General features: G+C 63.5%; 7 protein-coding genes. 3 read left to right on the plus strand and 4 right to left on the minus strand.

What is annotated here, in order from left to right; translation table 11 throughout:
• The first annotated feature begins 3 nt into the window (after window positions 1-3).
• A complete protein-coding gene (locus V1289_RS13010; RefSeq protein WP_334397322.1) occupies window positions 4-1200 on the plus strand; it encodes an acyl-CoA dehydrogenase family protein in 1197 nt (398 codons plus the stop codon).
• A 110-nt stretch (window positions 1201-1310) separates the two neighbouring features.
• Here V1289_RS13010 and V1289_RS13015 read toward each other — a convergent pair whose 3' ends face one another.
• Window positions 1311-3638, minus strand: coding sequence for a xanthine dehydrogenase family protein molybdopterin-binding subunit (locus V1289_RS13015; protein WP_334397323.1), 2328 nt, complete (start codon window positions 3636-3638; stop codon window positions 1311-1313).
• Between the two features lie 232 nt (window positions 3639-3870).
• On the minus strand, window positions 3871-4746 hold the full coding sequence (locus tag V1289_RS13020; RefSeq protein WP_334397324.1) for a dihydrodipicolinate synthase family protein: 876 nt from the start codon (window positions 4744-4746) through the stop codon (window positions 3871-3873).
• A gap of 334 nt (window positions 4747-5080) precedes the next feature.
• On the opposite strand from V1289_RS13020, the gene V1289_RS13025 reads away from it, so the two are divergent.
• The gene (locus V1289_RS13025) at window positions 5081-7186 is read left to right on the plus strand and encodes a hypothetical protein (protein ID WP_334397325.1); all 2106 of its coding nucleotides are present in this window, start codon (window positions 5081-5083) and stop codon (window positions 7184-7186) included.
• Window positions 7187-7298: 112 nt separating this feature from the next.
• Window positions 7299-8495, plus strand: a complete 1197-nt coding sequence (locus V1289_RS13030) for a hypothetical protein (protein WP_334397326.1) — start codon at window positions 7299-7301, stop codon at window positions 8493-8495.
• Between the two features lie 21 nt (window positions 8496-8516).
• Here V1289_RS13030 and V1289_RS13035 read toward each other — a convergent pair whose 3' ends face one another.
• Window positions 8517-11198 carry a M1 family metallopeptidase gene (locus V1289_RS13035; protein ID WP_334397327.1) on the minus strand — a complete coding sequence of 894 codons (2682 nt, stop codon included), beginning with the start codon at window positions 11196-11198 and terminating at the stop codon, window positions 8517-8519.
• A 41-nt stretch (window positions 11199-11239) separates the two neighbouring features.
• Window positions 11240-12883 (minus strand): phosphoglucomutase (alpha-D-glucose-1,6-bisphosphate-dependent), encoded by a 1644-nt coding sequence (gene pgm, locus V1289_RS13040; RefSeq protein WP_334397328.1) that lies wholly within the window; start codon window positions 12881-12883, stop codon window positions 11240-11242.
• Window positions 12884-12939 lie beyond the last annotated feature (56 nt).

The raw sequence follows: 12939 nt of genomic DNA on the forward strand, positions 1-12939 counted from the left end.
GACATGGATCTCAGTTTCAGCACCGAGGAACGTGCCTTCGAACAGGAAGTCCGCGACTTCATCGCCGCAAACCTGACGCCGGACATCAAGCGCGCCACCGCGCTGACACCGTCGGTGTTCTCCGATCCCGACATCGGCATGGCCTGGCAGAGAGCCCTGCACAAAAAGGGCTGGGGCGCGCCGGGATGGCCGGTGGAATATGGCGGGCCCGCCTGGACGGCGGCGCAGCGCTGGATCTTCGAGGCCGAATGCGCCCGCGCCGGCACGCCGAACGTCAACGTGATGGGCGTCAAGATGGTCGGCCCCGTCATCATCGGCTTCGGTTCGCCCGAGCAAAGAGATTTCTATCTGCCGCGGATTCTCTCCGGCGAGGATTACTGGTGCCAGGGCTATTCCGAGCCCGGCTCCGGCTCCGATCTCGCCTCGCTGAAAACCAGGGCCGTGCGCGACGGTAACGACTACATCATCAACGGCACAAAAATCTGGACCACGCATGCGCACCACGCCAACCGCATGTTCGCGCTGGTGCGCACCAACGACACCGAGCGCCAGCAGGACGGCATCAGTTTCATCCTGATCGACATGAAGAGCCCGGGCATCACGACGAGGCCGATCCTGACCATCGGCGGCGATCACGAGGTCAACCAGGTGTTCTTCGACGACGTCCGCGTCCCCGTCGCCAACCGCGTCGGCGAGGAGGGCAAGGGCTGGACCTATGGCAAATATCTGCTGGAGTTCGAACGCGGCTCCGGCATCGCCTCGGCAAAACTGCGCGAGGCGCTGAAGACGGTTGCCGATCTCGCCGAATCCGACGTCACCGGCCGCGCCATCGACGATCCAGATATCGGGTTAAGGATATCCGAGATCGAGGTCGATATCGATACCCTGGAAATGACCGAGTTGCGCGTATTGTCGGCGCTGCAGACCGGACAGAATCCGGGCGCGGTCTCGTCGCTGCTGAAGTTGCGCGTCAGTGAAATTCGCCAGGCCGTGACCCGGCTCGGCGTCGAGGTGATCGGCAACGACGGCCTCTATGTCGAGCCGATGCGGCCGTTCTACAAGCTCAACGAGCAGCCTGGGATACCCGAGGAGATGTTGCCGGTGGTGCCGGAATATCTCAACAGCCGGGCCTACACCATCTTCGGCGGCTCATCGGAGATCCAGCGCGATATCGTCGCGAAGATGGTGCTGGGGTTGTAGGCGCCACACGCCGTCGTTCCGGGGCGATGCGCAGCATCGAACCCGGAACCTCGAAATTGTGGCGCGAGATTCCGGGTTCGCGTCTTCGACGCGCCCCGGAATGACGGCAACTATCCCCCCGCCGCCTTCGCATCCCTGATCGCCTGCCAGATCTTGGCTGGCGTCAGCGGGGTGTTGAGCTGCTTGATGCCGAACTCGCTGAGCGCATCCATCACGCCATTGGTGATGCAGGGCGGGCCGCCGATCGCACCGGATTCGCCGCAGCCCTTGGCGCCGAGCGGATTGGTCTTGCAGGGTGCGGATTCATCGAGCGTCACCGCAATCGGCGGAATGTCGTCGGCGCGCGGCACGCAGTAGTCCTGATAGCTCGCGGTCAGCAGCTGCCCTTCGGAATCGTAGGACACGCCTTCATACAGCGCCTGCCCGATGCCCTGGGCGACGCCGCCATGGACCTGGCCGGCCACCAGCATCGGATTGACGGCGATACCGACGTCGTCGACCGTGGTGTAGCGCACCACCTTGCTGACGCCGGTTTCGGGATCGATCTCGACTTCGCAGATATGCGTGCCGTTGGGCCAGCTCGGCCCGTCGACTTCGCCTTCACTGTCGACGCTGAGCCGCGCGCCGTCTTCCTTTTTCGCGATCTCGAACAGGCTGATCCGCCTGTCGGTGCCGACCACGGTGAGAAAACCGTCGCGATATTCGATATCCTCGACCGAGGTCTCCAGCACGTTCGACGCTTTCTCGCGCGCCTTGGTGATCATGTCGCTGGTCGACACCGCGACCGCAGTGCCGCCGACGAACAGCGAGCGCGAACCGACGCTGCCGAAGCCGGTGGCAAGATCGGTGTCGCCCTGCACCACGTCGATCCTGTCCATGGCAATGCCGAGCGATTCCGAAACCATCTGGGTGTAGGTGGTTTGCAGCCCCTGCCCCATCGCCTGGGTGCCGGAATGCAGGATGATCCGGCCTTCGGCGGTCGCATGCAGCGAAACCTTTTCGGTGTGCGCGCGCCCGCCGGTCCATTCGATGTAGCTGGTGAGACCGCGGCCGTAGAGCAGGCCCTTCTTCTTCGCGGCCTTCTTGCGCGCGGTAAAGCCGTTCCAGTCGGCGAGATCGGAGGCGCGCTCCAGCATATGCGTGAACGCGCCGGAATCGTACACCTGGCCGACCGCATTGGTGTAGGGCAGTTGCGCCGGCTTGATGTAGTTCACCTTGCGGATGGTGCGGGGATCCATTCCGATCTGGCGCGCGGCAGCGTCCATCAGCCGCTCGACGATGAACACCGCCTCCGGCCGGCCCGCGCCGCGATAGGCGCCGACCGGTGCGGTATTGGTCATGACCGATTTAACCTCGAAATGCACCAGCGGCAGATCGTAGACGCCGGTCTGCACGAAGGGACCAAGCACCAGCGGAATGATGTTGCCGGTGCCGGAGCTATAAGCGCCGGTGCCGCCGACCGAACGCACCCGATAGGCCAGCACGCGGCCCTTGGCGTCGAGCGCGAATTCGCCGGTCGAGGTGAGATCGCGGCCATGGGTGCCGCCGACGAATTCGTCGGTGCGATCGCCGCGCCAGCGGATCTTCTTTCCCAGTTTTGTCGCGGCATAGGCCACGACACCGTCTTCGGGATAGAGGCTGGTCTTCTGGCCAAAGCCACCGCCGATATCGCCGACCAGCACGCGGACGCTTTCCTTCGGCCGCTTCAGGATCGACTCGGCGAGAAGGTCGCGGGTCGAACCTGGCGTCTGCGACTGCACGTGCAGGATCAGCCGGCCGGTCTTCTTGTCGATCTCGGCAATGGTCGAGCGCGGCTCCATCGCGGAGGGGATCAGCCGCTGGCTGACCAGATCGAGCGAGACGGTATGCGTGGCGTTGGCAAAGGCCGCTTCGACCTTGGCGGCGTCGCCGTAGCTCATCGCGGCGACGATATTGTCTGATGCCTCCGGCCACACCACAGGCGCGCCGGGCTTGGTCGCCTCGATGGGATCGACCACCGAGGGCAGCACCTCATAATCGATTTCGATCGCCTCCGCCGCGGTCTGCGCCAGCACGCGCGATGTCGCCACGACGGCGGCGACTGCCTCGCCGGCGAAGCGCACGATCTCATGGGCGAGCAGGCGGCGCGGCGGCACCGTCATCGGCTTGCCGTCCGGCCGCTTGAAGATCGCCAATGTCGGGAGGGTACCGATATCGTCCTTGATCAGGTCGGCGCCGGTGTAAACGGCTTCAACGCCCGGCATCCCGGCCGCCGCCTTGATGTCGATCGAGACTATCCTGGCGTGGGCATGGGGCGAGCGCAGCACATACAGCCACAGCGCGCCCTCCTCCGGCTTGTCGTCGATGAACTGTCCCTTCCCGGTCAGCAGCCTCTGGTCTTCCAAACGCTTGACCGGCTGGCCCGCACCGAAACGTAGATTGTCGGGAAGAATGTTCATCAGTTTGTCCTTCGAGTCTCTTGTTGGATCGGGCGGGTTTTAGCGGATGGATGGGTCGGAGGCCAACCCGCGTTTTGAGCAGAAAAAGCCCAGAAAATCGTCATGGCCGGGCATAGCCGTCCGAAGGACGCCGTCGCTTCCGCTCGCCTATGTCCCGGCCATCCAAGTCTTAGCTCCACCATCAAGAAAGTCGTGGATGCCCGGGTCAAGCCCGGGCATAACGGCTCCCAGATCACCCGACGTCCCGGAGCGCCGCCTCGACCACCTTGCGCTGATCCGCGGTCAATGCCGCCTGCGGCGGGACGGGATCGCCGACGTCGTAGCCCTGGATCGCAAGCCCGGCCTTGATGCAGGCGGCGAGATTGAAGCGGGCAAAGGCTTCATTGATGCGCCAGAGTTTCCGTTGCAGGACCATCGCCTCGTCCCAGCGCGCACGCCGGCAGAGGTTGTAGAGCTCGACGCTCTGCCGCGGAATGATGCAGGCCGGACCCGCCATCCACCCGAGGCCACCGATCAGCATCACCGCCGCCGGGATGTGGGCCGACGCCGAGAACACTTTAATATTGTCGCCGCACCGGTTCATGATCGACAGCAGCCGGCCGGTATTGGTGGAAGCGTCCTTGATGTAGCCGATGCGCGGATGGGCGGCGAGGCGCTCGATGACGTCGAGCGTCAGATCCGAACGCTGGAATTGCGGATTGGTGTAGATCACCACGGGAATATCGACCGCATCCGCAATCGCGCGAAAATAGGATTCCACCTGCGCGTCGGCGAGCGGAAAATACGCCTCCAGGATCGCCAGGATGCCGTCGGCGCCGAGTTTTTGACAGGCCTTGGCCTGCGCCACCGCGTCCGCGATCGAGGTCGAGGCGACACCAGCGACCACGGGCACGCGGCCCTTGGCGGCTTCGATCGTGGTCTGCACCACGGCCGCGCGCTGCGCATTGTTGAGATAGGCGAACTCGCCGGTCGAGCCGAGCGGCGTCAGCCCGTGCACGCCCGACTTGATGAGATCGTCGCACAGCCGGCCCAGCACCTCGGTGCGGATTTGGCCGGATGCGTCGACCGGAGAGACCAGATAGGGAAAGACGCCGTGGAAATCAGCCATGCGAAATCAAACCTGAGACGCGCCGATATAACGGTCGGGCAGCGTTAAGAGCGTTGCGGAAAGCGCGTCATGCAAGACGGTTGCAGGACCATTTGCAACCCCTTGACGAGGATCGTCGCTCGAAAAGCCCGCGGAGCCGCTCGTCTATCGCTGGAGTAGAATACGCATCCGTTTACTATTTGCCGGATTGCGAACTAGAATGATGCCGTTTACCGGACGGCTGCGGACCCCTGCTCCACTTGAATGTCGTCTGCGGTCACCGGCAACTGTGATCTATCTGATATTTTTTGTTGTACGCCCGTTGGATTGTGCGTGTTCCGGTTGAGGGATAACCATGGCCATATTGCTCGTTGTTCTCCGCTTTGTGGGGGTATGTCTCCTCGTTGCGTTCGGCTGGGCCATGGGGTTGCCGCGACTGCTGCTGAGAGCATGGCTGGCCCTGTTCGGCGTGTTGCTGACGATCGCACTGCTGGTCTTCCTCATCGAAGCCAGCTGGGTTTCCCCGCGAAACATCGCCTACCGCTACGTCTCTCCGGAAGAGACAAGCCATCCCAACGCCTGCGACCTGCAACAGAACAATCCCCTGCTGCTGGCGACCTACAAGAACAGCGAGGACGACGCGCAACGGGCGCTCGGCAGGGACAAGACCGGTCTCGAATGCATGCTGCAGTACCATGTCGTGCCGTCTCAGCCGACACCACTCTGGTACAACAGCGACCGGCCGATCGGACCGATCGCCTATTATCTTTCCTTCGTCGAGTTCCAGGAGTCCGGCCGGCTGGTCGAAAAGGGCGTCCACGGCGCCGTCCTCGCCCATTCGCAGCTGGAGGTCCTCGAGGGACATCTGCGGAAGCAGAAGAACAACTACGTCCTGGTCTTCATCCACGGCTGGCGCCACGATGCACGCATCGGCGACGACAACGTCGCCAACGCAAGGATCTACGCCGCCCATGCGGCCAGCGCGCTGGATTACCGCTGCAAGACCATGGGCAAGGATTGCGACTACACGGTCACGGCCGTGTTCGTCGGCTGGCGCGGCGCGCGGGTGAACGAGCGCGCGATCGAAGCCTTCGCCGACCGCAATTTGGGCTTTCTGGGCCACCGCGTTGCCGGGCTGTTCAAGGCCATGGTCGGCGATTTTCCCGCCCTCCTCACCTTGTTCGACCGCAAGCCGATCAGCGAAAGGATTGCCCCTTCCGTCATTTCGTCGCTGCGGCAGATCGATCTGCTGCTGAAACAACGCAACGCCGACATGTCGAAGTCCGAGCGTCTCATCATTCTCGGGCACAGCCTCGGCGGAAACATCCTGGCGACCGGACTGAATTCCGCGATGATCGAGCAAATCAGACAGCACAAGCCCGGCGAAGTCCTGCAGCCCCCGCTCGGAAACCTTGTGGTGTTGCTCAATCCGGCGGCCGAGGCGTGGAAGTGGACGTCGATCCAGCGTGAAATGCGGCTGCGCGTGCATTTCCCTGAATACACCATGGGTACGGATCCACGCGCCCAGGCCGATACCGGATTCTATCCGCCCAACCAGCCGCCGGTCTACATATCGGTCACGTCGGCGTTCGCGTGGCCCGCGGCAGCGCTGACGCAGCTCGAGCTGCAGACGCTCAAGGGACGCGACGAGGAAACCGACGAGATGAAATCGCTGGCCCATTATGACTGGGCCACGCACGACGCGTTTCCCCTGTTCAAGGGTAATTTTCAGCCGCTGTCGGAGACCCTCGATCGCCTCGCGGCATGGTTTCCAAAGGGCAAGCCGGACGCCTGCGGAAAATGGAAGCCATTGGCCAATATCTGCGAGCGCGCCATCGTCGGCACCTTGAAATTCGCCGCCGGCGTGGTCCGCAACATTCCGTTCACGAATGCGGATTCCGACGACACCCTGACGATCGGGCACATGGACCCCATGCGCCCGCCCTACGGCAAATTCAAGGAACCCTATTGGCAATCGCCGCTGCCGTTCGGGACGACCGGCGAGTTGGTCGCCAACAACACCATCGGCCATCAGACCCTCTACAGCAACGCCGGCTCGGCTTATTTGTCGGAATGCGCGATGGTCGATCACTGGCTGTGGAAGGTGCGGCACAATCCTTTCCTGAAGCCGTACGAGGGCTGGGACAGCGGCTATTCCATTGTCCATGCGGATAAGGACCACAAGGTCCACGCCGACAGCAAGGTCGTCCCCGACCGGGAGACGCCGAACCTCACCCCGGTCCGGCCGCGACCGACCGCCGACGGCCATCTCGAGATTCAATTCCGGCAATATCTGTTGAAAAGCGGGACCCAGTCGATCATCACGTCGAACGACCCGATGTGGAATGTAAGGGCGTATGACAACGTGGTGGCGCTTCACGACGGCTACGTGTCATATCCGCTGATCTGCGGTCTCAACCAGCTTGTGATGGACGATGTTGCATCGGAACCCAGAAATTGATCGAAGGATTGATGGAAAAATTGATGGAAGGCTTCATGCAGGAATCGACCGACGTTCAATCCGCCCTTTTTCATATTTCCTGACGCTACCGCCAATCCTCGCGGTTGCGATCTTGCTGGGATGGCCTGCGACCGGCGCGAAGGCGCAGGAACGCCCCAGCGATGCGGACCTCGCCTCCATCATCGAACAATTGAGCGCCCACCACCGGGAAGGCTCCCGCGTCGAATTCGTCAATATCGATCCGGCGATGTCACCCTCCTGCCGGATGAATGCCGCGGCCATGAAGGTCTCGCGCGGCACCGACTCCAAATCGTTTCCGGTGCTGATCGACAATCATGGCGGCCCCTCGGGCGTCCGCCAGATGTTCGCAAAGCTCGGCCGGATCTCGGTCGACGCCGATGGCGCCGGCCGCGCCTATCACGCCGAGGACCCGTTCGGCGATTGCAGCCCGTCGCCGGACCAGCCGTCGCGACGGATCTGTGCGCTCGACAATTTTTCCGATGCCGGCATGCGGCTGTTTCTGGGTGCGGCGCGGCTGAAGCGCGCCGATCCGAAGTCGCAAACCGCGGACGCGCCGGCATTCCTGCCGAACTGGCGCGAGTTGTGGCCGTTGATCCGCGATCAGAAACTGGTCCCGCTGCCGCTGAAGTCGATCGGGGCGCCCGAGGGGCCGCGCGACTTCAACCTGATCCACTGGAAGGAGCGCAATCTGACCTTTGCGTTCAACACCAAAATCGTTCCGGCCACCCATAAGGGCTATCCCTGCCGGTTCGGACAGGAGTCCGAATATTCCGGATATTTCATCTCCGCCACGACGTTCAAGAAAGCCAGCCCGACCCGCGCCGACGGGTGCAAGCCGGCGCAATATCTCGATTCGGAAAAGGTCCCGTTCCTCGTCGTTCCCACGGAAAAGTTCGGCGGAATCGGGCTCGGCGACATCGCCATCGGTTTCCTCAAGACGCCGGCGGGATTGCATATCGCCTACGGCATCGCCGGCGACACCGGCCCCTATGACCATTTTGGCGAAGGATCGATCGCCTTCAACAAGGCGCTGCTGGACGAGCGCAGGCGAATAGAAGACGCCGGGGATGTCGACAGTCTCGACATCGATCTCGCCGAACCCCGCCGGCAGCATCTTGAGGGCGCGTCGCTGGCAGTGCTGGTGCTCGGAGGCACCAGGAGGCTTTTGGGCGGCGACTATTCCGAAGCCAACATCCGGAAAGTCGGCGAGGTGCAACTCAAGCGCTGGAGCGCGGCCGTCCCGGGCGGCGAAGGCAGGCTCAATGCCTGCCTCGACGCCGCTCATTGAAATGAGGCGCAGCCGCCTCCTTCATTTGCGCTCCCTGATCCAGGCATCGACCGGCGGCAGCGCGCGCGCCTTGAGATCGGCCGAGATCGCAATCGACTCCAGCGCCCGCGCCACCATCACCCGGCCGCCGCTGGTCGATTGCGCCGGCGCAAAGGCTTTGAGTTCGCCGGCATGGGCGTCGTCGGTGAAATTGGTCATGAAGTTCGGAACGAACTGGTCGCGGAACGACGGCCCTTGTCTGGCGAGCAGCGTATCGAAATTCTTCTGCACGAAAGCCCAGGCCAGATCGGGCTGCTCGCCGGCGGAAGCGACCGTAATGATCAGGCCCGAGACGATCGTGCTCGGCAGTTCGTCGGTCAGGGTCAGCGCCAGCGTGTCGCCTGCCAGCGTCGCGTCGCGCGCGCTGGCCGCCGCGTAATAATAACGCACGCGCTCGTTGGTGACGGTGCTTTTGCGCGCCAGCGCCAGCAGCGTGTCGTAGGTCGCCCGGTCGGCGCTGATGCCGACGAGATGGGTGACGGCGTCGCGCAGCGCGTTGGGCAGCGATTTCGGATCCTGCAGGAAGCCCCCGAACCGGCGTTTGGCCTCAGTGAGGACGTCCTGGTCTCCGAACTCGCCGAGCGCCCGGATCAGGCTGGCGCGCAGCAAGGTGGTGTCGTCGTCGCCCGGACCGCTGCCCTCCCAGCCCAGCCGGTCGAACACCGGGCGCAATCTGGCGCGGGCATAGGCCTGCAGCGCCGGGCGCTCGGCGCGATCGCGCGCCAGACGATTGAGCCCGGTCAGGGCGCCGATCACCTGGTCCCACACCGCGCGGCGGTCGTCGGGGCCGAGCGCCTCGATCAAGGCGAGATAGGTCGGCGGCTCGGCGCGCCCGGCCTGCACCAGCGCCCAGCTATCGGCGACGAAATTGACGCGATCCTCCACCGGCATCTGCGCCAAGGATTTCATCAGCGCGGCGCGGCTGTTGGGACCGTATTCGACGCGGTAATAACCGATATCGCCGAGATTGACCTTGAAGGCTTCGCCGCAGCTGCCCGCGGCAATGTCGGCACTGCCCTGAAGCAGCACGACGTCCGCCGGCCGCGTGGCGGGCAGCGGCCCGAGCGCGACCGGGATTTGCCAGCTTCGCGGCGGCAGCGGCGCCGCGCCGGTCGTTTGCCTGGGCGCGATCACGAACCGGTCCTGCCGCAGCGTCATGCGCTGCGCATCGCCGGTGCACGCGGTCTCGGCTGTGATCAGCGGCACGCCGTCCTGCTCGGTGAAGGAGGCTGCGATGCCGGTGACGGGCCTGCTGGCCGCGCTCTCCAATGCCTGCCAGAGATCGGCCGTGGTGGTGTTGCCGTAGGCGTGCGCAACCATGTATTTGCGGATGCCGTCGCGGAACGCTCCCTCGCCGAGATAATTCTCCAGCATGCGGATCAGCGCCTGGCCTTTGTTGTAGGTGATGGCGTCGAACGCGACGGTGGCCTCGCTGTGGTCGGCGACCGGCTGCTGGATCGGATGCGAGGTCCGCCGCGCGTCGAGCGCCAGCGCGAATTGCTTCTGGCCGTAGCCGTTCAGCCAGTTCTGCCATTGCGGATAAAACTGTTCCGAGGCCTTGGTCGCCATCCAGCTGGCAAAGCCCTCATTGAGCCAGAGATTATCCCACCAGCCCATGGTGACGAGATCGCCGAACCATTGATGCGCCATCTCATGCGCCAGGATGTTGAAGATGCCGCGCCGCGCGGTATCCGCGTTGGTCGCGGGGTCGAACAACAGCCGGCTTTCGAAGAAGGTAATGCCGCCCCAGTTCTCCATGGCGCCGCTGAAGCCGCCCGGCACCGCCAGCAGATCGAGTTTCGGCAGCGGATATTTGACGCCGAAATAATCGTTGTAATACGCCAGCAGCTTCACCGCGCTGTCGAGCGCAAAGCGGCCCTGCCCGCTTTTGCCTGATGTCGTGACCACGCCGACGGTCACGCCATCGGCGTCCGCGGTCAGGCGTTCGAGTTCGCCGACGGTGAGCACGAACAGATAGCTCGACATTTTTGGCGTCGGCGCGAAGGCGACCTCTTTCAGGTTTGATCCTGCCGGCTCCTCGCGCACGACCGGCATGTTGCCGACCGCCAGGAACGAGCTTGGTACCGTCACCGTCAGCGCGAACGTCGCCTTGAACGCGGGCTCATCCCAGCATGGAAAGATCCGTCGCGCGTCGGCCGGCTCGAGTTTGCTCGAGAGCAGCCGCTTCGTGCCGTTGCCGGTCGGATAGTCGACGTAAAAGAGACCGGTGCCGAATTTGTTGATCCGCGCCGTGAACGCGATCCGTAAGCGATGCGCGCCGGGCGCGAGCGGCTGCGCAAAGCTGAGCGTCGCGGTCTGCGCACCGGCATCGAGCGTAACATCGGCGCGCTGTGCGTCATCGTCGAGGCTGGCAGAAGCGAAACTCGTGTCGACGGCATTCAGCGTCAGCCGCGTCACGGGCTCGCGCACCTCGATATCGACGATCTCGACACCGGGAAGCGCAAGGCTCTCCAGATCCGGCGTGAGCTCGATCGCATAATGGACGGGAACAACTGTCTTGGGCAGTTTTCCGGGCGAGCTGTCGAAGGAGAAAACCGGCTCGGCCAACGCAGCGCCGGAGAGCGACAGCAGCAGCGCGATGGCGGCGGCAACGCTCCGCAGCAGGAATGCCGGCAAGACCGCTGTGGCGTGAGGCTGCTTCATGCTTTTCCCTGCCGGCTTAGAAAAGGGGGCTCCCGTGCGGGTCAGTCGAACACCCGCGCGAGGGCGGACTGGGCCTCGCGCTGGATCAGGCTCAAATGATTCTTGTCGCGAAAACTCTCCGCATAGATCTTGTAGACGTCCTCGGTGCCCGATGGTCTCGCGGCGAACCAGCCCGTCTCAGCCTCGACCTTGATGCCGCCGAAGGATTGATCGTTGCCGGGCGCCTTGGTCCTGACAGCGCGGACCGGTTCGCCGGCGAGCTCCTTCATATTGAGTTGCTCCGGCCCCAGCGCCTTCAAGGCGCTTTTCTGCTTCGGCGTCGCCGGCACGTCGATCCGCTCGTAGAAGGGAACGCCGAGCTCTTCGGTCAGTCCGACAAACAACTGACTGGGATCGCGGCCGGTTTTGGCGAGGATTTCGGCGGCCAGAAGCCCCATCACGATGCCATCCTTGTCGGTGGTCCAGGCCGAGCCGTCCCGTTTCAGGAACGACGCACCGGCGCTTTCCTCGCCGGCAAACCCGAATGCGCCGGAGCCAAGCCCATCGACGAACCATTTGAAACCGACCGGGGTCTCGACCAGTTTGCGCTTCAGCTTGGCCGCGACGCGATCGATGATCGAACTCGAGACGATGGTCTTGCCGATTGCCGCCGGTTGTCCCCACGCCGGCCGGTGTTCGAACAGATAGGCGATCGCGGTCGCCAGATAATGGTTCGGGTTCATCAGGCCGCCCGACGGCGTCACGATGCCGTGCCGGTCGGCATCGGTATCGTTGGCAAAGGCAACGTCGAATTTGTCGCGCATCCGGATCAGGCTGGCCATCGCAAATGGCGAAGAACAATCCATCCGGATTTTTCCGTCCCAGTCCGCCGTCATGAAACGGAACGTCGGATCGACGGCGTCGTTCACGATCGTGGCGTTAATGCCGTAATGTTCGATGATCGGCTGCCAGAAGTGAACGGCCGCGCCGCCGAGCGGATCGATGCCGATTTTCACACCGGACGATTTGATCAGCGCCATGTCGACGCTATTGCCGAGATCGGCGACGTAGGGACCGATATAGTCGTAGAGATGCGTCGATTGCGCCTTGCGAGCCCGCTCGTAAGGCATCCGCGCGACGCCCTTGAGGCCGGCGGTGAGATAGGCGTTTGCATTCTTTTCGACGATCGCCGTGACATCCGTATCGGCCGGGCCGCCATGCGGCGGATTATATTTGTAGCCGCCGTCCTCGGGGGGATTGTGCGAAGGCGTGATGACGACGCCGTCGGCGAGGCCGCTCGTCCTGCCCTTGTTGTAGCTCAGGATCGCGTGCGAGATCACCGGGGTTGGTGTGTAGCCTCCGCGATCGTCGATCATGATGTCGACGCCGTTGGCGGCAAATACCTCGATGGCGCTGGCCAGCGCCGGCTCAGCGAGAGCGTGAGTGTCGATGCCGATGAACAGCGGGCCGGTCAGGCCGTTGGCGCGGCGGTGATCGCAGATCGCCTTCGTCGTCGCCAGGATATGATCTTCGTTGAAGGCATTCTTGAGCGACGAACCGCGATGTCCCGATGTGCCGAAGGCAACGCGTTGCAGGGGATCGCCTGGGTCGGGCTTGTTCGCGAAATAGGCCGTCACCAGTCGCGGCACATTGACGAGAGAAGCGGGATCGACCGGTTTGCCTGCGGCGGGATTGGGGGCAGTCACATGACCTCTCAGGGGCGATAGCGGCTCTGAAGGATCACTTTATACCCGGAACAGGC

Origin of the sequence: Bradyrhizobium sp. AZCC 2289, from assembly GCF_036924615.1 — a bacterium.
Taxonomy (GTDB): Bacteria; Pseudomonadota; Alphaproteobacteria; order Rhizobiales; family Xanthobacteraceae; genus Bradyrhizobium.